Source organism: Shewanella woodyi ATCC 51908 (genome assembly GCF_000019525.1).
In the GTDB taxonomy this organism is placed as follows: Bacteria; Pseudomonadota; Gammaproteobacteria; order Enterobacterales; family Shewanellaceae; genus Shewanella; species Shewanella woodyi.
Map to the genome: position 1 here is coordinate 5,250,173 of NC_010506.1, position 24,789 is coordinate 5,274,961.

25 protein-coding genes are annotated in these 24,789 nt (G+C 44.0%); 15 read left to right on the forward strand and 10 right to left on the reverse strand.

The window, feature by feature from the left end:
* The first annotated feature begins 15 nt into the window (after positions 1–15).
* Complete coding sequence (locus tag SWOO_RS22235) at positions 16–1,617, forward strand: mechanosensitive ion channel family protein (RefSeq protein WP_012326917.1); 1,602 nt, start codon at positions 16–18, stop codon at positions 1,615–1,617.
* A 94-nt stretch (positions 1,618–1,711) separates the two neighbouring features.
* On the opposite strand, the gene SWOO_RS22240 is transcribed toward SWOO_RS22235, so the two are convergent.
* Positions 1,712–3,424 (reverse strand): formate--tetrahydrofolate ligase, encoded by a 1,713-nt coding sequence (locus SWOO_RS22240; protein WP_012326918.1) that lies wholly within the window; start codon positions 3,422–3,424, stop codon positions 1,712–1,714.
* Positions 3,425–3,636: 212 nt separating this feature from the next.
* On the opposite strand from SWOO_RS22240, the gene SWOO_RS22245 reads away from it, so the two are divergent.
* Positions 3,637–4,533, forward strand: a complete 897-nt coding sequence (locus tag SWOO_RS22245; RefSeq protein WP_012326919.1) for an aldo/keto reductase — start codon at positions 3,637–3,639, stop codon at positions 4,531–4,533.
* Between the two features lie 69 nt (positions 4,534–4,602).
* On the opposite strand, the gene SWOO_RS22250 is transcribed toward SWOO_RS22245, so the two are convergent.
* The 3 genes from SWOO_RS22250 to SWOO_RS22260 all read right to left on the reverse strand — a co-directional run bounded on the left by SWOO_RS22250 (position 4,603) and on the right by SWOO_RS22260 (position 7,452).
* Positions 4,603–5,436, reverse strand: a complete 834-nt coding sequence (locus SWOO_RS22250; protein ID WP_041418359.1) for a MaoC/PaaZ C-terminal domain-containing protein — start codon at positions 5,434–5,436, stop codon at positions 4,603–4,605.
* Between the two features lie 209 nt (positions 5,437–5,645).
* The gene (locus tag SWOO_RS22255) at positions 5,646–6,275 is read right to left on the reverse strand and encodes a hypothetical protein (protein WP_012326921.1); all 630 of its coding nucleotides are present in this window, start codon (positions 6,273–6,275) and stop codon (positions 5,646–5,648) included.
* A 292-nt stretch (positions 6,276–6,567) separates the two neighbouring features.
* Complete coding sequence (locus SWOO_RS22260; RefSeq protein ID WP_012326922.1) at positions 6,568–7,452, reverse strand: TraB/GumN family protein; 885 nt, start codon at positions 7,450–7,452, stop codon at positions 6,568–6,570.
* A 51-nt stretch (positions 7,453–7,503) separates the two neighbouring features.
* Between SWOO_RS22260 and SWOO_RS22265 the strand changes: the two genes are divergently transcribed.
* Positions 7,504–7,815, forward strand: a complete 312-nt coding sequence (locus SWOO_RS22265; protein WP_012326923.1) for a hypothetical protein — start codon at positions 7,504–7,506, stop codon at positions 7,813–7,815.
* 103 nt (positions 7,816–7,918) lie between these two features.
* On the forward strand, positions 7,919–9,637 hold the full coding sequence (locus SWOO_RS22270) for a GGDEF domain-containing protein (protein WP_012326924.1): 1,719 nt from the start codon (positions 7,919–7,921) through the stop codon (positions 9,635–9,637).
* A 32-nt stretch (positions 9,638–9,669) separates the two neighbouring features.
* Here SWOO_RS22270 and SWOO_RS22275 read toward each other — a convergent pair whose 3' ends face one another.
* Entirely contained in the window at positions 9,670–10,194 is a 525-nt protein-coding gene (locus SWOO_RS22275) for a DUF3016 domain-containing protein (RefSeq protein WP_012326925.1), read from the reverse strand.
* 237 nt (positions 10,195–10,431) lie between these two features.
* Here SWOO_RS22275 and SWOO_RS22280 point away from each other — a divergent pair, with 237 nt between their 5' ends.
* The 3 genes from SWOO_RS22280 (at position 10,432) to SWOO_RS22295 (ending at position 11,850) form a co-directional block, all read left to right on the forward strand.
* The gene (locus SWOO_RS22280) at positions 10,432–10,737 is read left to right on the forward strand and encodes a hypothetical protein (protein ID WP_012326926.1); all 306 of its coding nucleotides are present in this window, start codon (positions 10,432–10,434) and stop codon (positions 10,735–10,737) included.
* Between the two features lie 85 nt (positions 10,738–10,822).
* On the forward strand, positions 10,823–11,002 hold the full coding sequence (locus SWOO_RS22285; RefSeq protein WP_012326927.1) for a hypothetical protein: 180 nt from the start codon (positions 10,823–10,825) through the stop codon (positions 11,000–11,002).
* 533 nt (positions 11,003–11,535) lie between these two features.
* A complete protein-coding gene (locus tag SWOO_RS22295) occupies positions 11,536–11,850 on the forward strand; it encodes a hypothetical protein (protein WP_012326928.1) in 315 nt (104 codons plus the stop codon).
* Positions 11,851–11,925: 75 nt separating this feature from the next.
* Here the strand turns inward: SWOO_RS22295 and SWOO_RS22300 are convergent, their stop codons facing one another.
* Entirely contained in the window at positions 11,926–12,435 is a 510-nt protein-coding gene (locus SWOO_RS22300) for a DUF4240 domain-containing protein (protein WP_012326929.1), read from the reverse strand.
* A gap of 152 nt (positions 12,436–12,587) precedes the next feature.
* On the opposite strand from SWOO_RS22300, the gene SWOO_RS22305 reads away from it, so the two are divergent.
* From SWOO_RS22305 to SWOO_RS26145, 5 genes are all read left to right on the forward strand, one after another.
* A complete protein-coding gene (locus SWOO_RS22305) occupies positions 12,588–12,989 on the forward strand; it encodes a hypothetical protein (protein ID WP_012326930.1) in 402 nt (133 codons plus the stop codon).
* Between the two features lie 166 nt (positions 12,990–13,155).
* Positions 13,156–13,953, forward strand: coding sequence for a response regulator (locus SWOO_RS22310; RefSeq protein ID WP_012326931.1), 798 nt, complete (start codon positions 13,156–13,158; stop codon positions 13,951–13,953).
* Positions 13,954–14,428: 475 nt separating this feature from the next.
* Positions 14,429–14,701 carry an HU family DNA-binding protein gene (locus tag SWOO_RS22315; RefSeq protein WP_012326932.1) on the forward strand — a complete coding sequence of 91 codons (273 nt, stop codon included), beginning with the start codon at positions 14,429–14,431 and terminating at the stop codon, positions 14,699–14,701.
* 230 nt (positions 14,702–14,931) lie between these two features.
* Positions 14,932–15,621: a TorF family putative porin gene (locus tag SWOO_RS22320; RefSeq protein ID WP_012326933.1), complete on the forward strand. Its 690-nt coding sequence runs from the start codon at positions 14,932–14,934 to the stop codon at positions 15,619–15,621.
* A 394-nt stretch (positions 15,622–16,015) separates the two neighbouring features.
* Positions 16,016–16,189, forward strand: a complete 174-nt coding sequence (locus SWOO_RS26145) for a hypothetical protein (RefSeq protein WP_012326934.1) — start codon at positions 16,016–16,018, stop codon at positions 16,187–16,189.
* A gap of 106 nt (positions 16,190–16,295) precedes the next feature.
* Here the strand turns inward: SWOO_RS26145 and SWOO_RS22325 are convergent, their stop codons facing one another.
* The 4 genes from SWOO_RS22325 to SWOO_RS22340 all read right to left on the reverse strand — a co-directional run bounded on the left by SWOO_RS22325 (position 16,296) and on the right by SWOO_RS22340 (position 21,637).
* Positions 16,296–16,643, reverse strand: a complete 348-nt coding sequence (locus SWOO_RS22325; RefSeq protein WP_012326935.1) for a hypothetical protein — start codon at positions 16,641–16,643, stop codon at positions 16,296–16,298.
* A gap of 167 nt (positions 16,644–16,810) precedes the next feature.
* Entirely contained in the window at positions 16,811–18,397 is a 1,587-nt protein-coding gene (locus tag SWOO_RS22330; RefSeq protein ID WP_012326936.1) for an FGGY-family carbohydrate kinase, read from the reverse strand.
* The gene (locus SWOO_RS22335; RefSeq protein ID WP_012326937.1) at positions 18,390–19,961 is read right to left on the reverse strand and encodes a glycerol-3-phosphate dehydrogenase/oxidase; all 1,572 of its coding nucleotides are present in this window, start codon (positions 19,959–19,961) and stop codon (positions 18,390–18,392) included. Before SWOO_RS22335 ends, SWOO_RS22330 begins: the two co-directional genes overlap by 8 nt.
* Positions 19,958–21,637, reverse strand: coding sequence for an FAD-binding oxidoreductase (locus SWOO_RS22340; RefSeq protein WP_012326938.1), 1,680 nt, complete (start codon positions 21,635–21,637; stop codon positions 19,958–19,960). Before SWOO_RS22340 ends, SWOO_RS22335 begins: the two co-directional genes overlap by 4 nt.
* A 77-nt stretch (positions 21,638–21,714) precedes the next feature.
* Between SWOO_RS22340 and SWOO_RS22345 the strand changes: the two genes are divergently transcribed.
* The 3 genes from SWOO_RS22345 (at position 21,715) to SWOO_RS22355 (ending at position 24,789) form a co-directional block, all read left to right on the forward strand.
* Positions 21,715–22,785, forward strand: a complete 1,071-nt coding sequence (locus tag SWOO_RS22345) for an AraC family transcriptional regulator (protein WP_229377262.1) — start codon at positions 21,715–21,717, stop codon at positions 22,783–22,785.
* A gap of 94 nt (positions 22,786–22,879) precedes the next feature.
* Complete coding sequence (locus SWOO_RS22350) at positions 22,880–23,821, forward strand: HlyD family secretion protein (RefSeq protein WP_012326940.1); 942 nt, start codon at positions 22,880–22,882, stop codon at positions 23,819–23,821.
* On the forward strand, positions 23,821–24,789 hold the full coding sequence (locus SWOO_RS22355; protein ID WP_012326941.1) for an ABC transporter ATP-binding protein: 969 nt from the start codon (positions 23,821–23,823) through the stop codon (positions 24,787–24,789). The genes SWOO_RS22350 and SWOO_RS22355 overlap by 1 nt, the downstream gene beginning before the upstream one ends.

A 24,789-nucleotide genomic window follows, 5' to 3' on the forward strand; every position in this document is an offset into this window, starting at 1 on the left:
TTTAGGAATTTATTTATGCATCGCATAATCGCCTTGATAATGCTTGCTATCGTAGGGCTTAGTAGCTTACCGGCTCAAGCAGATACATCCAGTGAACTGACATCGCTACAAACCTCTATTCAGCATGATGTCGCACTACTCAGCAAAACACACGGTGAACTCACCAACTTTACTGAGTATAAAATTAAGCAGAACACCGAACTGCTTCATGAAAAGCTTAAAGAGCTGATGGCAGAGCCTGATCTTAATAAAGAGATGCTTAGCCCAATCATTAAGAGTCACCTTATCTTTATCGGTAAGGTCGACAACTACTTCAAGACTAAGATTGCGACTCTTCAAGGGCAACTTGGTAAGGGCGATGATAACAAGATCATGATGCAACTTTCGATGTTGGAAGCTGAGCGTGATCAACAGTTACAAGCTTACCTAGACGTACTTGGCTGGGCGAAGACTTTAGGCCTAAATACTGGTGACCAAACAGCGCAACTGACCAAGAACCTTATCGCTCGAGCAGACGGCTTCAATAGCTTTGTTCAATATACCCAAGATAAGCTAAAGCAAGCTGTTAAAGAGGTCAGTTTAGCTGGTAAAGATGTGACTGCAGAGCAAACACTCAACGTCACAGAGCTCAAAGAGCGCTTATCTTACGCTAGCTCAAGCTTAGGTGTTGCTATCCATCTTCTCGATATCTTAGGCCAAGATACAGCGGACATGAAGGAGACCCTATTTAAGAGTTCAGGAGATATTACTCAAGATGTGCTTAATATCGATGTTGCCAGTAGCTTATTCGAGCAGTGGCTTACATCAGCACAAAACTACTTAATAGAAAATGGTCCAGGGATCGTTTTTAAGTTGTTTATTTTTGTTCTGATCTTAGTGGCAGCCTCTTTGATAGGTAAAGCCGTTCAGAAGTTAGTCAGAAAAGCTGTTAGCAACTCAAAGCTTAAGTTTAGCGTGCTGCTTCAAGAGTTCTTTATCTCACTCTCAGGCAAGGCAACCTTCACTTTAGGTGTCTTAATCGCCCTGTCTCAATTGGGAATCGAATTAGCACCCCTGCTAGCAGGTTTCGGTGTGGCCGGTGTGATTATCGGTTTTGCACTGCAAGATACCCTGTCTAACTTTGCATCTGGCATGATGATCTTGGTTTACCGTCCTTATGATGTTGGCGATCTGATCAATGCAGCAGGTGTTACAGGTAAAGTCAGCCATATGAGCCTAGTGTCTACCACGATTAAGACACTGGATAACCAGAGACTGATCATTCCAAATAACAAGATTTGGGGTGATACCATCAACAACATCACAGTCGAGCATCAAAGACGTGTGGATATGACCTTTGGTATTGGCTATAGCGATGATATCGAGAAGACAGAGAAAGTACTGAAAGAGATCATCATGGCACATCCTAAGGTTCTTAAAACACCAGAGCCTACGATTAAGCTACATACTCTAGGTGAGTCTTCTGTTGATTTCGTTGTTCGCCCATGGGCTAAGCCAGAAGATTACTGGGATGTTTACTGGGATATCACACGCACAGTGAAGATGCGTTTCGATGCCGAGAATATCAGTATTCCATTCCCTCAGCGCGATATTCATATCTATCAAGAGAGCGTATAAGTCTAGCGACTTAAGCTAACTGATACCAATCAGTATAAAAAGGGGCCGGATCTGATATCCGGCCCCTTTTTTAAACGGTAAATTTCAAACGCTGTTAAGCTAAGCCGACAATCTCGTCCTGCTCATTAATGTCGATGTTAAGATAACCAGGTTTAACCCCTAAGCCAGGCATCGTCATCACCTTACCAACTAAAGCGGTAATGAACCCCGCACCTGCATTTATCTTTAACTGGGCAATAGGCAGCTCAAACCCTTGAGGCACACCTTTTAGCAGTGGGTCATGGCTAATTGAAAGTGGCGTCTTAGCAATACACACCGCCAGATTATCAAGCCCCATGGCTTTTATCTGTTCCAGCTGCGCTTTAGCTTCATCGGATAAAACGACTCCCCTCGCACCATATCCAGACTCAGCAATAGTAAGCAGTTTTGCTTCAATACTTGCATCACTTGAGTAGAGCAGGCGGAAATCAGAATCTTGCTCGGTTGCTTCAACAACTTTATGAGCCAAAGCTTCGGCTCCGTTAGCGCCTAAACTAAAGGCATCACTAATCTCACAACCAAAAGCACCAGCTAACATCACCTCCCTCTTCAGCCACTCAAGCTCCTCTTGGGTGTCACTAGGAAAACGATTAAGCGCAACCACGACAGGAACCCCATATTGACTGACATTATCCATGTGCCATTTAAGATTAAGGAATCCAGCTTCTAAACGAGCTTGATCAGGCAAGTTAATATCCTGCTTAGACTCAAGGCCCGAGTTTGCTTTTAATGCTTTTAAAGTCACAACTAAAACCGCTGCATCTGGCGCCTTTCCTGACTCTCTCACTTTGATATTACAGAACTTCTCAAAGCCCATATCTGAGCCAAAGCCTCCCTCTGTCACCACAAAGTCTGCAAATTTGAGCGCAATTCGGTCTGCAATAATCGATGAATTACCATGAGCGATATTGGCAAAGGGCCCAGCATGAATTAAGCAGGGATCCCCTGTCAAAGTTTGCATTAAAGTTGGCTCGATGGCATTGCTCATAATCACCGTCATGGCACCTGCAACCCCTATCATCTCTGCTGTGATAGGCTGAGCATGTTTATCTAGCGCTAACACTAAACGGCCAATACGTTTACGCATATCCTTTAAGTCATGACTGAGCGCCAAAATAGCCATTAACTCAGATGCAGCGGTAATATCAAAACCAGAGGCATGAACGGGACCATTGATATCACCAAGGCCAACAGTAATGTTACGTAAACTACGTTCATTATGATCAACTACCCGACGCCAAAGGATCTGCTCAGGGTCAATATTTAAAGGGGCGCTTCCCGACTGCAGGGTATACTCATCAGCCGACAACCTTGATTCATGAAACAGTCTTGCATCAACAGCCGCGGCCGCTAAATTATGTGCACTGCTAACGGCATGAATATCTCCAGTGAGGTGGAGGTTCATCTCTTCCATTGGGATAACTTGAGAGTAACCGCCTCCGGCAGCACCACCTTTGATGCCAAAAACAGGCCCCATACTGGGCTGACGTATACAAGCACAGGTTTTTCTACCAATGGCATTTAGCCCTTGGGTCAAACCTATACTCGTGACAGTTTTACCTTCACCAAATGGAGTTGGCGTTACGGCAGTGACTATCACTAACTTCCCCTCTACATTGTCCTTAACACGGTCCAATATAGAGATCTTTACTTTAGCTTTAGCATCACCAAACTGAGATAACTCATCCTTTTTAATACCAAATTTCTTGGCAATATCACTAATAGGTTGAGGTGTAGCTTGACGAGAAATTTCAATATCCGTGAGCATTCTTTGGCTCCTTTAAATAGAGAAGAGTAGGGAATTATATTTTTAATTGCGTCGAATATTAGGCGATCCTAAGGAGAAGAAGAATAGCTAAAATCCATTTATGATGCTTAATTAGACTTTTATAAATCTAAATCAAAAAAATGTGATCTAATACGAATCAATATATTATCAATATCCTATCAAACTCACAGGAATCACGGGCAGGAGTAATAATGAGTAACCAATTTCAGATGTCAGACTTTATCGCAGGTTTTTGGAGATTAGCGAGTTGGGATTACTCTATACAACAAAGATTGGCATTAATTGAGCAATACTTGGAGCTGGGTGTTACGACCATGGATCATGCAGACATCTACGGCCAGATGCAGTGTGAGGCTCTTTTTGGTGAAGCTCTATCGCTCAAACCTAGCTTACGCTCAAAACTACAGCTAATCAGTAAATGTGGCATTAAGCCTGCGTTTGACTCGACACCCGAACGTTATGTTAACCACTATGATACCAGCAGAGAGCACCTTTTAAATTCAGTGGAAAATTCACTAACTAGACTCAATACGGATCACTTAGATCTTCTGTTAATTCACCGCCCCGACCCCTTAATGAATGCAGATGATGTTGCCCACGCTTTCAAGCACCTGCAACAGTCAGGTAAGGTACTGAATTTTGGTGTATCTAACTTTAGCACAGCACAATTCGAGCTGTTGCAATCTAGGTTAACTCCACTAGGTATTCAGCTCGTAACCAATCAAGTTGAAATATCGCCAGCGAATATGGCAAGTCTACATGACGGAACTTTAGATCAATGTCAGCAATATAAGATCGCACCTATGGCCTGGTCCTGTTTGGGGGGAGGAGAGATAATTACAGGTCAAAATGCTCAGGCTGTCAGGTTAAGAGAAATACTCCACCGTGTTGCTGATAATCATCAAACTCAAGATATCAGTCAGATCATCTACGCTTGGGTAGCTGCGCTCCCCTCTAAACCTAAACCTATTATCGGAAGTGGTAAACTACAACGGATACAGAGTGCAGTAAAATCGAAACAGATCAAACTAGATAAGCAGGAGTGGTTCAGTATTTGGGAAGCATCAACTGGCCATAGCGTGCCCTAATACTGATTAATACAAATGAAAAAGGGCGCCATCGGCGCCCTCTCAATTACACTAGCGATTATCTGTTCTTTATAGAAAGCTTATCTGGCCAGAAAGGTGCGGCCTGCGACCACGAGCATCACGCAGCTCAAACACTAATTGATCTTCGCTATTTTCTACTGCAAAGCTAACATCAGCAGGCATAAATAATGGCAACTTAAAAGCCACATCAACCTTGCAGGGACGTTCACCAATTTGTGGCATCATCTGGGCAATACAACGCGCCTTAGACCACATGCCGTGGGCCAGCACACGTTCAAAACCAAATCGCTTAGATAGAAATGGATGCAGATGGATCAAATTGTAATCACCAGATGCTTTAGCGTATTTACGCCCAAGGTCGTCAGCTAAAGACCAAGACTCTGGCGACTCCCACGCCATGGCATTCGCTTTAGGTGGACGCACACGGCGTGTCGTACTCTCAACACGATACAGATACGTAGAAAGCGACTCCCAGACTAGCTCACCATCAACTCTAGCTCTGGAGACCAATTCAAACTCAAGCCCTGCATCGGTAAGCTGACTGCCAATCAAAGCGCACTCAAGATCGAATATTTCATCGACATTTAGCTGTCTATGTTGAGTAATACTGTTTTTGAGATGGATCATTCCTAATAGGGGGAAGGTGATCGCTTTATGGGTAAATATAACCGCATGAAGGCGAAATGCCATCACATACAGGTAGGTCAATGGTAGTGACTTGCCATCAAATTGAAACCCACACACCGAGGCATAATCACTCACTTTTTTAGCAGATAATGTCACGCCTTGAGTATTAACTTGGATCTGTGGCAGGGCTTGATTGTCCCAACCAGGCTTACGATCAAAAAAGATCTTTCTATATAGGGAAAACAGAGAAGGCATCGCCTTCAGTTCAACCAAATATTCTCTTTCTGCACTCACCGACGCGTTCAAATTTCAACTCACCTACCTGATATTAAGCCGGCGATTATACCCAAAATGATTAACTTTGTCCCAAATTTGAACTAACCGATATATATCAAAAAGATAAAATCAAAAAATACTCAAGGAATGAAAAAAATAGGACTAACGACACCTGCACGTAGATAGTTTTAATCAAAAAGCTCAACCTTGCTCTCGGTTTGCTCCTTAACGATATCTTTAAGGTATACTCTCTCCTCCCTCTCCATCTCAACAATACCACTGACAGGAAGACGCTTAAGTAGCACTTTTCCGCTATTGGGGTGAAAGAGCACTTTTCTTGGCCAACCTCCACCTAAGTCTTCGCTCTCTACCTCAATCCCCTCCATGTGCAGGTAATTTTTCACAAAATCAATATTGGAGCGTCCCACATTCAGTACGGTCTCTTTACCCATCTGAGCGCCACCAAAAACTTTAGCCCTTAATCTTTGCTTCTGACCCCCAAGTGCCAGTATACCGTTGATCAACTGCTCCATGGCAAAGTTGCCATATCGACAGGAGAAACTCATCAGCTCATGCCAGTCCTCATTTAGCTCCCTTTCAGGCAAAAGAAAATGATTTAACCCACCAATACCAAGTAATGGGTCCCAAATACAAGCAGCAACACATGAACCAAGACGAGTGAATACATACTCATCATGGGCTGTTATATAAAATGCACCAGGATCGACGCGAGCAACAATTTTGTTGTGTTTGTTGTCCCATTTCCTTGGGATCTCTTCAAAACCTTTGGTGGATGTGGGGATAACCAATGCCGTCATTCAGCCTCCTTGCTGGTGAGCTAAGAAATGTATCGGATATTAAATAAAATATAGAGACCTGCACTTGAAAGTATAGACAAAATAATGCCTGTTACCCCAATCAAACGTAAGAAAGTGTCCAAACCCATATTTTTTATGAGGTAATTTAAGTCGATATAGGAGAAGAGGAGCCTCTTCCCCCCTAAACGATGTTCAATCTTAGCCTCATTTGAACACAGCTCAGTATCAGAACATGATCCACTCAAAGGTTTTTACCAAGAATGGAAATTTTGATTAAGCAGTTAGTTATTGATTATGAGCAGCTAAGCTCCCAGCAATTCTTAACCTTTGCTCCCCTCTTTAATAGCTCCTTCACAATGCTCTTAGGGCCAACCACATGGCCAGCTCCCACTAAAATAAACAGAGGTTGAATGGTTTGTTTATCTTGCATTAACTCACCAATTTTTTCCGCCATCCCCACATTACGATGCCAGAGTATCTTCTCGACCATCTCAACATCACCGTTATCGATCATGCTTCCCTCCATCAAGGCATTGAGCTCCTTGGCATCACCACTTCGCCACGCATCAACTAAAGCCAACATCTCGTCATCAGGTGCTTCTATTGTCTCTTTAACCATCTTCCACTGAGTTGTGTCATCAAAAGATGACATCAAGCTAAATTGAAACTCAGTACTTTCAAGCTCCAAAAGTGGTCTGTCACGATTTTTAGAGATAAACCTCTGCTCAACACCGTAGTTTGCGGTGTAACCTAAAGCTTCAAATCTAACCACACCAAACTGCATCGATTGCAACCAGGGCGCAAACCCACTCATCGCCTGACACATTCGCTCCATAGGGCGACAATAACTCTCTAATGCGGCTTGAGTTTTGATATCTGCAGGCACAGATTTAATACCATATTTATTGATCAATGCATTGATATCAGCATTAGTGGTATCAGCCTCAACAACCAGAGATCCCGCAGACTCAAACAGTGATTCTATTTGAGGCGCCATTGGGTAAAAGTCTGCTTTTCCTATATGAATTGAGCCAAGCAGGTATGAGGTTTCTCCTTTATAATCAATTTTATAAAAAGGCGGTCTATCCTCGGGTGACGCCTCTACAGAGAAACTAATCCCTACGCAAGCGCCCCACACTACTGCAAGTATTAACTTCAACTGACTTGTTGCTATCATCTTCGCCCCTTATAATCGCGACAATTAATTTTTATGGAATGAGAGGCTGTTATGCCACACACACGTGTTCTTGAACAACTGAAAGAGAATTTACAAACAGCCTATCGCAAATCGATTGATGCCGATGGCAAGCTTGACGAGCTAAAAAAAGCAGGTCATGCAAAGTTCAACACCATCTTTACACAAGATGAAGGTTTTTCAACACGAAGTAATCGATTCAAGCCTTATGTTGAAGAGTTAGCCAGCGAACTTGAAAAAATGCCAACAGATCCAGAACTACTTCCTGCAGCGCTAGAGCAATTTGTCAGAAAACTGGGTGTATTACTCCAAACTTTACAAGCTTTTAAAGATCAAGCTAAGTAAGCCCGACAGCAGATAATACGCTGAACAACTTAAAATAAGCTTGTCATCTTACTGTCATCCAAGTGTCATATGCTCCCCTCTGTTTTAAACAAAGGAGGTGAGCATGTCTGCTATCGATCTAGGGAAAGAGCTAAATAAGGTTATAGAGAAGAAACAGATTACTGCTCTATTTCAGCCCATTTTCAATATCAATAATCATAGCTTACATGGTTATGAGGCCTTAAGCAGAGGGCCTGCACACAGCCCTTTATACTCTCCAGTGCCTCTATTTCAAACCGCTGAAAATCAAGGCAAGCTTTCCGAATTAGAAGGCTTATGTCGTAGCATCTCTATCAACCAATTTAAAACAAAGAGATTAGCTGGCAAGCTATTTATCAATATCTCACCTAAAGCCTTACTGGAACCAAACCACGCAAAAGGGATGACATTAAGTCTAGTACAGGAACTCGGGCTTTCACCGTCACAGGTAGTCATAGAGCTTTCAGAGCAGTATCCCGCCGATGATATCGACATGCTAAAGTCATGTTTAAACCACTATCGTAATCAGGGCTTTCTTACCGCCATCGACGATCTAGGGACTGGATACTCCGGACTACGTCTATGGTCTGAGCTAGCACCAGACTATGTAAAAATAGACCGCCACTTTATCAATCAAATAGATCAATCCACTGTGAAGCAGGAGTTTGTCCGCTCCATTATCGAGCTTTGCCAAAATCTAACTTGTCAGGTTATTGCCGAAGGGATAGAGACACAGGAGGAGTTGGCGATATTGAAGCAACTTGGGATAGTATATTGCCAAGGTTATCTACTTGGTATGCCAGATAAAAACCCGAACGGTAAAATAGAAGCTCATATTCATCAAGACCCAGTAAAAAAGCAGATACGCTACGCAGAATCTGCAGAAAGTCTCTGTAATCAAGCTGAAACAGCATCATCTGAAACCAAATTGAAACAGTTAAGCGATATTTTTATCGCTCAACCCAGCCTACAGAGTATTGTCATATTGGTGCAGTCTAAGCCGCAAGGCTTAGTCAGCCGCGCCCAACTCTTGGAGCTATTCAGTACTCCCTATGGTCGCGCTCTTCATGAAAACAGAATCGCAATTGAGGTGATGAATACCCAAGTTGTCACGGTCGATGCTGCCTCCCCAATCTCTCTAGTAAGCCAGTCTTTAACCGCTCAAAACAGCAGCTTTATGGCGCAAGAGTTTATTATTATGCGTCACGGGAAACTACTAGGAATAGGTCATACCAAAGATCTTTTGCAGTTGTTAACCGAGCAGAGAATTAAACTGGCTCGTCACGCTAACCCCCTTTCAGGGCTTCCTGGTAATATTCCTATTCAGGAGGAGATCAAGCGACTTAAGCAACAGAAAAAGCCATTTTATCTTGCCTACTTCGATCTCAACAACTTCAAGCCTTACAATGATATCTATGGATTTTGTCGTGGCGATGAGGTCATTTTAGAGGTGTCAGGAATACTCGAGTCACACCACAACAGTGATAATTTTATCGGCCATGTAGGTGGAGATGACTTTGTCATCATCAGCACAAGTCAAAATATACAATCTGTTTGTCAGCAAGTGCTTATCGATTTTGATCAAAAAAAGCGGTTATTCTATTCCAATGAACATTGGCAGGCTAGGAAGATGCAAGCCGAAGATCGTTTAGGACAAGCATGTGAGTTCGACTTAATTGGTCTCTGTGTGGGGCTACTCTCACCCGCTATTACCTCAGGGGCAAATGCCCATGAACTTTCTATCTATAGTGCGGATGCAAAAAAACAGGCTAAAAAAGCGGTGAGCTCCTTTAGCCTGTTATGATATCAATCAGTATAAAATAGCCGAGTATGCTATTAAAGTTGCGGCGCGACAGTCTTTTTCATCCAATCAGCCAGCAATTTAGACTCATAGCGAGTAGGCTTTTCATTCATACGACCAATTGAGTGCATAAATCCTAGGTCAGTCAGCTTCTCGTCGCCAGCCATCACAGTTTTACCATCTTGAGTAACCGTATAAGTAAAGGTGATACGTGGTGGGTAGATATCTTTAATGACACGAATATCTGACGTAGTGGCTCCAAAAGTGGGTCTCACATCACCAGCAAGATCAAGGTCGGTCACCTGCATCTCAAGCTTTTGATTAGGCTTTAAGATCTTGCTTGCCTCTTTGTTTAAGTTTTTGGTCAGCGTTTCAAATGTACGCATCTCATAGCGTGACTGAATATCGCTTGCCGCTTTCACATCCCGAAAACTTTTAGGATCTTTCCATTCGATCTTCACCACCCCTTTCTCGGTGACTGGGTTTTCTACCGCCTCATCTGCGGCAACAACAGCACCAGAAGCCATCGCTCCCGCTAATAATAAATACGTTAACTTCATATGAACCTCCAAAAGGTTATCGGTTACTAGCTTATGCATCAGAGTGTACAATTAATAACCTGAACATTAGCTTAATGCAAAGCAATTAGTGACTAGCCAACTGTATACAACACCATACATGCAAGACGGCAACAGATTAAAAACAGACTAGCTCATCTAGATAAAAAATGTATCCCCATGTATTAAGGAGACATAGAATAGTGGGCTAAGTTCACTCTAGATTATGAAACCCATAAAATGAAAACTGCGCAAATGTCACTGCTAACCTTAGTCATATTTCTAGTTTTGGGAATTACCCTCTACCTAATCAGTCCAGCAAACCAAAAAGAGCAGCCCGAGAGCTGGTCATCATTTGTCTATACCCAAGGTTATGAATCAGGCAGGTATAAGAAACTTGATGACTTTAACGATTATGCCTCCTGTCGAGCATACTCAATTGAAACCTCAGAAAAATTCGAGCAAGCACCTTGGGAGTGTGGCCTCAGATGCCGCTTTGACTCAAGCCGACAAGGCTTTCAATGCGAGGCCATGAAAAACAAGTAAGCCACTGAATATTAAGCAAATATTCAACCCCTATTAAACTCAGCCTCAATTCTCCCGTTAAACTCACTTATATAGGAGCGAAATAATGAAACGAATCCTAAAATCCACTCTAGTTCTCAGTCTGCTAGTCTCTCCTTTTATAGTAAATGCTAGCGAAATTGATCAGGCTAAAGACCTATCCTCTGCCGAAGAGATACTTTCCCAGTATGAAAAAATTTATCAACAGGACTCTGCTGAGCAGCAGATAGAGAGATATACCAATTAGTATAAGAAGTTGATCTACTCAGAGTGTCTTTTGGCAAACTAATCCAAGGTGAATGGATGATAGAATGGTTATTCCCTTGTAAATTCATTTAACGCAGAAGTAGGCAGCCAAAAACACTCCTTACAGGCGAGTTTTAGCGATTCTGATGCTGTGACTTTTTATAAACAAAGAGGGAGCTTAACCCTAGTTTAACTATGCTTTTCACTCGTTGCAAACCACATGGATGTGGTGAATGTCATTAATGCAGGAGCAATTAAAGACCTTACCTCAGAACCGCTAAACTCTCGCTGAGCGATCAAATCTTTATACTGATTGGTATTCATCAGCTGGATGATGAAGAGCTGGAGATGCTGCAAAGTGAATGTGAAGAGTATCATTTAGATCTCAACAAAAGGCTATGTGGAAACTAACCTCAGAGCAGCTCACACTTACGCTTAGGACTGCTCACTTTTCATTCAGCATAGGTTCAAGGTTTACCCGCTAGCATACGCATTAAATTAGTAAGTAGATTTAATCATGACTAGGGGTAACTTATGAGTCACTCAATTTCAAAAACCAAGATCCACTTTTCAGGAAAATTTGCAATTATAGCGGCCTTGCTAGTCGGATTTGCCTTTACGAACCAAGCCTCTGCAGATGCGTTTACTCAAACGCAGCAAGCAGCTGTTGATCAGCACTTCGATATTTTGGCCAGACAACAAGATAAGTCAGATAACAAGATTCTTAATAATCAGCAGCAGAATTTTGATGACGAGCTTGAGATGGCTGAAGATAAGTTTATGACTCAGATATGTGATGAACATGGCCGAGTGTACGACAACAAGTCACAGACCTGCTACGAGCAATAATACCAATCAGTATAACATCCATTTAAGCACATAAAAGCGAGGCTAGACCCCGCTTTTATTGAGCTGTGGAGTGAACTAAAAAGGAAAACGTTCACTCAACTGTGGATAGTTACTCTTCAACAGTTTCTTTTTAGTTGAGAACTTTTTCCCTTGAGGGGTCGCCATCCCCGAAGGAACAAAAGGCAACTCCTCTCCAGTTCTATCCTCAAATATCTGCCCAGCAATGAGGTCATATTCATCTAAAAAAGGGTAAGCATAGCCATCCTTTTCGGGCCATTGATCCAAAGTCCCCAATAGATCGGGGCTTTCGATAACCTTGTCATACCACTCTTTTCCTAATGAGATCAGGAAACAGCGAAACTCAGCAAAGGCATACTCAGAATCACAACCGGTGATAATATAGGCAGCGCCCCACATGGACCAAAAATAGGAGCGACGCATCTGTTGGCCAAAAAATTTATCAAATTCGACTAATTCACCATCTGTTAATGGTTCAAGTTTGGCTTTTAAGTTATCAGCTAGGCTACTCTGATCTTGCTCAGGTGAACTTCTGGTCACCAGTTGCCAAAATTCTGCTTCGGTCATATCTTTCTCATCAGTATAATCTCAGCTCTATTCTAAACAATTCAACGCGCCAGAGCAGTAAAATTCCCTCGACCTTTTTCGAATAACTAGCTTTGACTCTGTCAGTTGATTTTTTTACACTCCATCGAATATTTAGCTTAATGAGTTATGTAATGAAAAAACCAACACTGGCCCTAAGTATTATTATGTTTTTGTACGCTGTACTCGCAGCGGTAGCCACATGGCGAGCTATTAATATTCAAGTGATCGATCTGTTCTCATTTGGGGTGATTCCAGTTCTTATCGGCTTAGCTTTAAGGACCAGTTGGGCAGGTATCGCTTTCAAGGTCTATCTCGCTATTCAAACTTTAGGCCTCACTGCCCTTGCAGGTACGGCAATTATCGCTTATCAAGTTTCACCAGAAGATGTCAAAGTCGTATTCAACAATCATGAGATACCTGTGCCATTAATCGCTATCACGGCAGGTTTATTGCTCGCCTTTCAGTTTTGGGTCGCTTTTTCAACGTCAACCAAAGGATACCTTGAAGGTCACCCTTCAGCTGAGAAGAAATAAAATATTTTCATATAAGACAATGATAATTAAAGCTTAACAATCGTTCATTGTGTTTAGGCTAATTTTGTTCCATATTTAATATCAATCAGTATAAGAAAGTGAATTGTTAAGCGAACACGCTTTTATACAGACAGGTATTCATCTCCACCTATTGAGCATTAAGACTATGAGCACACTGTTACCTAGTGAACTTTCGATACTGCTTTTAGAAGCGTCAGATACACAAAGAAAGATTATCAGTAGTAAGCTGTCAGAAGAGGGCTTCAGTAATATTCAAACTGCGACAACTATTACTGATGCACTCACTATCATTAGCCGCTACCAGCCAGATCTCATCACCAGCGCCATGCATTTCGAAGATGGGACTGCACTTGATCTCCTAAAACAGGTTAGAGAGAACTCCCAATATGAAGATATACAGTTTATGTTGGTTTCATCTGAGTGCCGCCGTGAACATTTAGAGGTATATAGACAAGCTGGAGTTGTCGCCATTTTGCCAAAGCCTTTCGCATCAGAGCACCTACTGAAGGCCTTAAACTCAACGTTAGATCTATTAAGTGATGATGAGCTAGAACTCAGCCACTTCGATGTGCATGATCTAAAAGTCTTAGTCGTCGATGATAGTAAGATGGCAAGAAATATTATTAAACGTACCATCTCAAACTTAGGACTTAGATTAATAACCGAAGCCGTTGATGGCGCCCAAGCAATAGAGATCATGCAAGATAACCTGTTTGATCTAGTCATTACCGATTACAACATGCCAAGTGTCGATGGACTGGCATTAACTCAGTTTATTCGTAATGACAGCCAGCAGTGTCACGTGCCGATACTGATGGTCTCCTCTGAAGCAAATGATGCTCACCTAACCAATGTGGCTCAAGCTGGCGTGAATGCGCTTTGTGATAAACCCTTTGAGCCTAAGTTAGTTAAGCAGTTGCTCTATCAACTGCTAGATGATTAATTGTTTTACTCTCCTCTCAGTTATCTTATGCCAACTTTCAACACACCTTCAGACTGAGGGTGGCTTTATGTAAGAATGTCACAGCACTCTTGAAACAACACAAAACCCACAATGCGTTAACACATGCATTTTAATGAAAACAGATAAAACCACGTCAAAGTTGGCTATTAGTCACGCTCTTTCTCTTTAATTTCATTATAAACAGTATGAAAAACTATCACTTTATCGTCATCCATACGGATTAATTGATGTAAAACTCTCTCGTAAACACCCGTAAGTAGACAGAAAAATAGCTGAACAATCATTCAATAAAGACCCAAAGATGTTTTTTTACACAGTTTTTGACCTGAAAGGGGTTTTCTAGGGCTTAAAGCCCTTTCCATATTGAATATCTTATGGCATGTTAGTGACAGCAATTACTACGAATACTGTGTGATTGGTATTATTAAATCTACGGAAAGAAGAGACTATTCAAATGAATAAGACTGAACTTGTTGCAAAAATGGCTGAACATGCAGAACTGACTAAAGCAGAAGCTGCACGTGCACTAAAATCTTTTGAAGAGACTGTTACAGAAGCAATGAAAAACGGTGATAAAATTTCTATCGTTGGATTTGGTTCTTTCGAAACTTCTAGTCGCGCCGCACGTACTGGCCGTAATCCACAAACTGGTAAAGAGATTCAAATCCCTGCAGCCACAGTACCTAAGTTTAAAGCGGGTAAGACTCTAAAAGATAGCGTTAACTAAAAACGCCTTTCTCCGTTTTAATAAAAACCTCCTAATGGAGGTTTTTTTGTGCCTGCCCCTCTCTATCTCTGCACTAGATAAGTGCGCCACTACAACGTAAATTCACCAGTCCAGTGCAAAAAAACAGCTTTAGATAATTAACTAGTTGATATTTAACTATAAAAATATTGGCATATAACTCGCTTTCCCATACTTGACTAAAAATAATGACTAAGTAATGGGGAAGAAAGATGAAATTAGCACTAAGCAGCACACTATTGGCTTCAAGTTTACTAACCAGCCTCTATGCAGATGCCAGCGTAACCGCAAACATAGGCGCAACCTCTAACTACCTTTGGCGAGGTGTAAGCCAAACACAAGACGCGGTTGCCGTGCAGGGAGGCGTCGACTATGAGCATGAAAGTGGCCTCTATCTTGGCACTTGGGCATCAAATGTCGATTTTGATGATGAAACCAGCTATGAGCTGGACTTCTACGCTGGTTATGCAGGAACAATAGGTGAAGAGTTTGGTTATGATGTCAGTTACCTCTACTACGCTTACCCAGACAGTGATTCAGATATCGACTTTGGTGAGCTCAAAGCAGCAATAAGCTGGAGATGGTTCAGTTTAAGCTACTCCCATGTTACCAATGCAGGTAGCGATGTTGCTACTGCGCCTTGGGACAATGAAGATATGGGTTATTTAGATGCAGGAGTGAGTATTCCGCTTTCTGATAGTCTCTCTATATCTGCTCATTATGGTTACTCAACAGGGGATGTAGTGACCGCTTGGTTCGATACTGACAGCTACTCGGACTATTCGCTTTCTCTCAATAAAGAAACAGAAATAGGCGCAGTATCATTCACCGTCAGCGATACAGATCTTAACGGTGACGATGCAAAAATTGTTATCGGTTATAGCTATAGCTTCGAGCTATAACTAAAGCTAGCTCTCAAGAGCACCAAGATCTAAAATTGTGATATAAAACAAGATGAGCGCCTACTAAACAAGCAGGTACTCATCTTGTAAAAATACAATAAAATACTGAATAATATAGACTTAACCACCTTTCAAAGTGAATTAAAACTCAATTTTACAATTTTTTTGCCTTCTACAGAAATTGCTAGATAGATCTCACTTTTTCTCAGCATAGCCTGATATCTTCCTCATCAGCGCTTACTAATATTAAAGTTTAAATTTCCGTTACCATTTAAGTAAACACTTTAAGCTTTTAGCGTTACTAAACAACCAGTTCCGACTGGATTTCAGATGTCATTTTTACCTGTTAGCAAACACAAAATGCCAAAGGTATTTAACAAGTAAGGAGTTCGTTATGGCTCAAATGATTGACCTTGTGCCCGACGATTTAGAGATAGAAGCGATCGCTCAACCATCAAACAGAAAAGAGATGGATGACTTAATGCGTAGACGTAACGTTAAGAAGCGTCTAGAAGATGTTTTAGCCGAAGCTGAGCTACAACGTGCCATGGGTGGAGACTTTTACTAAGCCACCTTTTGATGACTGAATCTAGGCGAAGACCTAGATTCAGACATAATATTCCTAGCCCCAATAATCTTATACTTGATCACAAAGCTGAAAGTGAAGACAAAACTTAGTATTCTGAATACTCCTCACTCACTTTAGTTAGCCTGACACCATCGACTGTCATCTTCCAGCTCCCATCAACTTCATGTGGTGGCTCAGAGACATCAAATGTCGTGGTCATAAATAGAACACCTACAACAAAGTCATCACCAATAAACTCTTGCAACGGCCCATTAATGGAAGTGGAACCACCTCCTTTTAGTCGTTTATACGCAACCGTTCCATCATCAAGAATTAACAACCCCATCTCACTGCTTTGCCACTCACCAACATAATCGAGTTTATCTTCGGGCAGAGGCTTAGCACACCCAGACAAGAGCAAAATAAGCATAAAAAATGACAAGAGTTTATTCATGATACTTCCCTTTAATGTAACGTTAGATACCCAATATCTCACAAAAGCACATAGATGATTAATAAAAGGTAACTTCGACTTTCACAGCGATTAATTAAATACTCTCAATCAATACCCACAAAGCTAAAACTTACAATAAAAATACATTCCGATCATTCAATCGGACTCTATTCTGGGTAACCCGTAATATCCCTAATCTTGCTATAAAAAGGCTGTAACTTCTTGTAGATATTAAGATAGATCTCTCGGTAAAGCCTTTGGTACATCACATAATGCTCCCTATCCGGTTCGAAACGCTCACCTTCGTGAACCATGGCCTGAATGGCTGTTTCAAAATTTGGGTAGAGTCCAAGTCCAACTGCCGCATCGATAGCAGCCCCCAAACCGGATGTTTCTATGGTGTGAGCCCTTACCGTTGGCAAGCCAAAGATATCGGCGGCGATCTGCATGGCAGCATCACTTTGAGCGCCACCGCCCGAGACTCTTAACTCTTTCACTTTACAGCCACTCTTTTTCTCAATCGCTTCCAGCCCCTCCTTGAGGCCAAAAGCTAGTCCCTCTAAAATAGCGCGATAGAGATGGGCTCTAGTATGTAGATCGCCAAAACCTATCACAGCACCTTTAGCCTCAGGACCTGGCTGCTTTACTCCCGGCCCCCAGTACGGTTGCAACATCAGCCCCATCGACCCTGGCGGCACACTGTTCACCAGCTCATCAAACAGGGCTTCAGCTTCCACTCCAGCTTCTTCGGCTTTCGTCTGCTCAATATGAGCAAACTGCTCCTTAAACCAGCTCACCATCCAGAAACCACGATAGAGCATCACTTCACTGCAAAAAGCACCTGTGATCGCAGACGGATATGCAGGCAGAAAACGCACCGCTTCGGTATAACGATTCATGGTGACATTGATGGTGGCGGTGGTACCGAAACTTAGGCAACCCACATCGGCACTTTGTCCTCCAGAACCAAGTACTTCACAGGCTTTATCTGCAGCTGCAGCGACAACTGTTAATCCTTGGGGGATACCTGTTTGCTCACTTGCTAGTTGAGTTATTTCGCCAATTTTATCGCCAGGCTTTACCAGCGGCAGTAGCTGATCTGACCTGACATTCAGTGCCCGCCACTTCCAATCCCATTTAGGTGCCCATCTGTGCTTCTTATAATCGAAGGGCAGGTAGCCCACCTGAGATCCTATCGAGTCCGCCCACTCACCTGTCAACTTGTGATGAAAAAAGCCAGATAGAAAGGCAAATTTATAGGTTTGATCCCACAGCTCCCGCTTCTCGATATAGAGCCAATTTGGCTGAGCACGACTTCTGAAATTGGCGATCGTTTCACTTAATCCCATCAGCTTAAACAGGGGATCCCAGATCCCACCTAAACGTGGAAGTGGTTCAGCTTTACGTTGATCTAACCAGAGTATGGCAGGATGCAGTGGCGTTCCTTGACTGTCTAGCGGCAGCATAGTGCCACGCTGTGTGGTCACCGACACTCCCTTAATTTTGCGTTTATCGATGCCTTGCTGCCAAAGTGCCTGACAAGCATCACACACATTCTGCCAATAGTAGTCCCCGTTTTGTTCACACCAGCCAGATTGAGGTGACTCATAGGGGATCAACTTTATCTGTGACTTGGCGATCAATTGCCCCCGGAGGTCGAAAATAAGTGCACGAACACTCTGAGTACCGTTATCGATCGTTAAGATCCAGTCAGCTTCTGACCCATACTCATCTTGCTGTTTACTCTTATCCATCACAGATATCTTCCCTCACTTGGCGGCTGGGTAATTGGTAGCTTGAATTAAATATCTGCTCAAAGCGGTTCCACTCCTTATCCGCCTCATCACTCGACCAACCTAAGTGACGACAACACAGCTGCAAAATCACTTCTCGGTAACGAATAACTTCGGCCCCAAGTTGTAATCCTAATCGTGTACGACGTAGCAGTAGATCATCCAAATGGGTAACCCCCTCGCTCATCACTGACCACTCAAGCTCTCGCCACTGACAACGACTAACTCCTATGGTATCTGAATTAACCATAGCGAAGATCTGCGGTGCAAAATAGCCAAAATATCCACTGAGGTGCTTATCAGCATAACCCTGATCGGTTTGACTAAACTTAGCTCTTTTTAACTCATCAAAGAGCTCAGGGAGCTGCTCACTAACCTTCTCGAGCGTCTGTTTTGCCATTAGGTGGTAGCTAGTTAACTTACCTCCAGTGACTGAAATAAGCCCAGGCTTAGACCAGATAATATGCTCACGGGACTCTTTCGATGGTGCTTTATCGTTAGATTCACTGAAGATTGGACGTATGCCGCTCCAACTGCTTATCACATCCCTCTCCACTATTTTTTGGCTCGGGAAATAGTGCCTGGCTAACCCTAATAGATAATCCACCTCCTTCTGAGCTATTCCTGGTTCACAATCTAGATCCCCGTGATGATCCAGATCTGTCGTACCAATCACACTGCAAGCCTGCCAAGGATAGATATACACAGGACGACCATCTAGAGGGTGGTAAAAAGTGATACAGGCTGAAACAGGCAAACGCTCAAAGGGCAATACCAGATGACTGCCTCTAAGCGGCCTTAATCCCCCATGCTCTAATGGGTGCAACTTATCAGCCCAGCAACCAGCAGCATTGATGACACACTTGGCCTTAACCTTATGTCTCAGCCCTTCGTTTACGCTAACCTCGACACCAGAGATCCCATTTGCTCCCTCAATAAAACCGCTGACCTTGGCATAGTTCAGCGCTAGACCACCAGCTAATACGCCATCTTGCAAAGATCGCAGCACTAAACGTGCATCGTCAGTCACGCCATCAGCAAACAAGCTCACACCACTTATCTCATCGAATGCCACCTCAGATAACCAGCTACGAGCCCTCTCGATACTAAGTGGTTTATGATGTTGACTCCCCGCCAACTTATCGTAGACAGAGAGCACTCGATGAAAAATAGCCGCAGAGGGAAAATCTCCCCGTTTATGCAGCATCAGATAGGGCATCAGTTCAACCAGCCCCGGCAGTTCAGCCAGTAGAGACTCCCGCTCTCTGGCGGCATCTCGCGTCATCTTCCATTGACCACTAGCAAGATAGCGCAACCCCCCATGCACCATTTTGGAAGATCGACTTGAGGTGCCCCAGGCAAAATCTTGCTGCTCTAATAGCAATACTTTAGCACCTTGACTGGCTGCAAGATGAAAGATCCCAGCCCCCGTGATCCCGCCTCCTATTATGATCAGATCATATTCTGCATCTCCGTGCTCAATAGCGGTGCTTGCCTCTCTGGCCGCCTGAGTCAGGGTTTTCATTGATCTTGCTTCCCATGACTTTGAAGAGATTTAGCTGGGATCCCTTTAAACAATTTCCCCGGATTTAACTGGCCCTTGGGATCGAAAGCGTTAAAGTAGTTTTGCAATGAATCGACTACTCGCTCGCCCTTCTCTCTCACTAAATAGGCAGCATGATCGCCACCAACGCCATGCTGATGGCTGATGGTTCCACTACTTTCAACGATTAACTTTGAGGTGGTGGATTTTAACCTCTGCCATCGAGCATAGGTCTCTTCATAGGTGCCGGAGACTGGAAATAGATAAGTGGTATAGATACTGGCGCCATCACTATACAGGTGAGATAGGTGGGAGAATACGTGGACTTTACTCTGCGGTGCATCAGGCGATTCAGAGCTGTCAGCCAGCCCCTCCCTAAGACTCTGCTCAATTTTCTCTGTAAGCGGGGCAATATTGGACCAGTTAGTCGCGGTCTCTAAGGTATCAATGGCATAGCCCATCTGCCATAACGTCTCCCTCAAGTAGGGGAAAGCGAAGCGCTTATGAGCCCATTTTTTACCTAGGCTTTGACCCGTATTGACTCCATTAAACTGAGAGATAACTGCTTTCAGTCGCTTATAACTCTGCTTATTACTCTTTTTATCGCCCGTGATCCCGTAGACCAACATACATTTATCATCACCCACCCCTTTCAGTGAAAGCAGCTTTGCCAGCCAGTGACGTTGAGTCTGATTTGCCGATAGATAGAGCTGGGTATGAGTTTCAATGCTATTACTCACTCTTAGCATGGAAAGAGGCAAACCCAGTTGTACCGCCTCTCTGGCGCAAGCTATTCCCTGCTGCCAATTAGGCATAAAGCCCACACCAAAAAACTCCTCTTCAGGTAAGCGACTCACCCTCACTTTTGCCTCGGTTAAGATCCCTAAATGCCCTTCCGATCCCAGCACCAATTGACGCCAATCCGGCCCTGCAGATGATGCTGGTAGTGTGGGGATTTCCACCTTACCCTCAAAGGTCTCTATCTCACCTCCAGCAAACAGGTTTTCAATCCGTCCATAACCTAAAGACTGCTGACCACTAGAGCGGGTAACCACCCAACCTCCTAAGGTCGAGAGTTCAAAAGATTGAGGGAAGTGACCTAAAGTAAAACCCTGAGCTTGCAGTTGAGACTCAAGAAATGGCCCCTTAACGCCGGCGCCAAATGTAGCGATTTGATCCACCCTATCGAGATCAAGCAAGCGGTTCATTTTACCCATGGAGATGGTTAGCACTGGCTTATCTGAAACAGTGGGGGTGATATGCCCCACCACAGAAGTGCCGCCGCCATAGGGGATAAGCTGCCACCCTTGCTCTTTGGCTTCTGCCATTAAAATACGGATATCTTCACTGCTTCTAGGAAAAGCCACCCCGTCTGGAAAGAGGTTAAACTCACCGCTCTTCATCGCCAACCAATCCGGTAAGCTTTGACCACGAGCGTGACGCACTCGCACCTCGGCATCACAGGTATAAAGTTCACTCTTATCGAGACGAGACCTAGGTACTTTCGCCAACACCTCATCCAAAGTTGCAACGGGCAAAGGAGTCGCTAGACCTAATGTCTCAGTGATAAAACTCGCACCATCAGCAGTGAGTGCTAGGCTTTTCTCCCTATCACCCCACCCATTCCACTGACGATTATCCTGTTGTGACTTACCCATAATGATTGACCCATTTGCATAACGATAAATTTATCCTACAATATCGCAACATTTTGTCAGTGACATATATGGACAAGATGAACATTAAACAAGCGATGGAGACACAGCCTATGCCAGTGATAAAAGCCCCCTCTTCTCCGTCACTAGGCACCACCTCTATGCCGCCTGTACAACAGTTTTTGCAGGCAGCTAGGCATTGCAAGGTTGATATTTCTGCAGCGCTTGCTTTGGTTGGTATAGATAAAGCCACACTCTATGACGCAGATGCCCGCATCGATGGCGAACAGTTTCAGCGGCTACTTCACCACCTCATTGAGCACTCAGAACACCCACTTTTTGGTCTCTACAGCGCTCGATTTATTCAGCCAGACCGCTTCACTATTTTGGGACAGATAGGCTTAAACTCAGATAACTTCGCCCAAGCCCTTAAGCAAGCGATGCCGCTTGAGAAGCTTGTAGGAGACATGGGGAGCACAGAGTTAAGGGAACATCCTCAAGGCTTAAAAATGGTGTGGCACTGCCAATATAGTCACCCATTGGTTATCCCTCACCTTATCGATAACGTGTTGGCCTCTTGGGTCAACTTTGCTCGTTTTCTGATGGAGGATAACCGCGCGACAGCCGTTGAGGTTAAGCTACAGAGATCTCAGCCTAGCTTGCAGGAGGTCAAGGATTACCAAACCCTTTTCGCCTGTCCGGTTCTATTTGAACAGAGTGAAAATGCCATCCTTATCGACAAAGCGATGCTGACTCGCCCACTTCCCAGCGGCGATAACCGTCGCCTGCCACAATTGATGGCTAACGCGCAGCAAAGGCTCAAACATATGGGCAGCGACGATCAACTACAATTGGCTACCGCTCGGGTTATCCGCCAACTTCTGCCACAGGGTACAATAAGCCGAGACTTGGTTGCCAACCAGCTTCACCTCACGGGGAGAACCCTGCAGCGCAAGCTGTTAAAGCAAGGGGTAAGTTACCAAACATTAGTGGATAATATTCGCCACGAGATGGCCGACTATTGGCTTGCTTGTAGTGAGTTATCAGCCAGTGAGATAGCGGTCGAACTTGGCTTTAGTGATGTCAGAGTGTTTTTCCGTGCCTACAAGAACTGGAGCGGACACTCTCCAGGAGTTAAGCGATTAAGATAACAATAAGCGTGATCGCTACTGTTTATTTACTCTGCAATACCTGTCATAACTAGATTGGTATAAACATAAGTTTGCCTAAAGCAAGGAGCTTGAGATGAAACCATTATTCTTCATGTTGTTACCTCTTATCCTGACAGCCTGTCAGGGAGAGGTGAGTAACCAAGCTTTAGGCACCTTAGAGCGTGATCGGGTGCTACTCAGAGCCACTGTCAGCGAAATCATCACGGCCCTGCCTCAAAAAGAGGGAAACCGAGTAGAAAAAGGTGAACTCTTAGTTCAGTTCGATACCCGTAAGCAACTGGCAAGAGTCGCCTTTGCCAAAGCCGAGGTGAGTAAGGCTGAATCTTACCTGCTAAGGCTAACTAATGGTGAAAGACCAGAAGATATCGCCAGCGCACAGGCCAATGTTGCCCGTACTCAAGCTGCGCTAGTCGAAGCTAATCAAAGCTATCAACGTAGCTCAAGTCTACTCAAGCAAAAACTCACCAGTCAAGCCACTCAAGACGCAGCAAAAGCCAACAAAGACAAGGCTCAAGCCGAACTTGTGGTTGCCAAAGAGAACCTAAGTAAACTCATAGCTGGAGTACGTGTAGAAGATATCAATCAGGCTAAAGCCGCACTGGATGCCAGTATCGCTAACCTCTCATTAGAGGAGCAGACCTTAGATGATTTAAGTGTTATCGCAACACGAAGTGGTCGACTGGACAGCCTGCCTTTTAACTTAGGCGAACGTGTCCCCTCCGGTGCGGTCATTGTTGCCATTCAAGCCGATAACGCTCCCTATGCTCGCGTCTATGTCCCTGAGCCCTACATGGCAAAACTCACCATAGGTCAAAAGATGAGAGTACGAGTCGATGGCATAGAGACCCCTTTTATCGGCACCCTGCGTCGACTCAGCCAAGAATCGGCATTCACCCCCTACTACGCTCTGAATCAGCAAGACAGATCGCGACTTGTATTTCTAGCAGAAGTCGATCTCGGCAGCGATGCCGACGCACTGCCAACTGGGATCCCTTCACAAGTGGAGCTGCCATAATGAGCAGCTTAAGTCGCTCCTCCGAACTCGCTATCGATGCTAAGGGGCTCACTAAGAAGTTCGGTCAACTGGCTGCCGTATCTGATCTAAACCTGCAAGTGCCTAAGGGGCATATTTACGGCTTTCTTGGACCTAATGGCTGTGGTAAATCCACCAGCATACGTATGTTAACTGGCTTGCTAACACCCACTGAGGGCTCCATTCAAGTATTAGGCATGTCGATACCCAAACAAGCCGAAGCACTCAGGTTACGAATAGGCTATATGACCCAGAAGTTCTCCCTCTATGAGGATCTTACCGTCAAGGAAAACCTAGAGTTTATCGCCCAGATCTACTGCCTGAGTCCCAATGACAGTCATAGCAAAATATCTAAGTTGATCAGCACCTATAACTTGCTCAAACAGCAACATCAGTTTGCAGGCACCTTAAGCGGAGGACAAAAACAGCGACTATCACTGGCCTGTGCCTGCCTTAACGATCCTGAACTACTGTTTCTCGATGAGCCCACCTCGGCTGTTGATCCACAAAACCGGCGGGATTTTTGGGAGCAGCTGTTCGATCTATCTGAAACTGGTACCAGTATCTTGGTCACCACCCACTATATGGATGAAGCGGAGCGTTGCCATGGTCTTGCGATTATGGAGCAAGGTTTTATCCGCGCCGATGGCAGCCCCAATGATTTAATGCAGCAGATGGGCGCAAATGTGCTCGAAGTGAGTCACTCTAACCTAAGGGAGCTTAAAAACTCCCTGACCACCTTTAAAGAGATCAAATCCGCAGCCCAGCTCGGCTCTCGCTTACGGGTTTTAGTCGACAATAGAGTCACCGATCCCGCTACTTGGCTAAGGCAGACAATGCCAACTCTACATCAAGCTGAGATAAGACTCGCCCCACCTAACCTTGAAGATGTGTTTGTGACAGTCACTGGCCAACAGCCTTCCTCCTCACTAACCTCGGCGGAGGTGTAA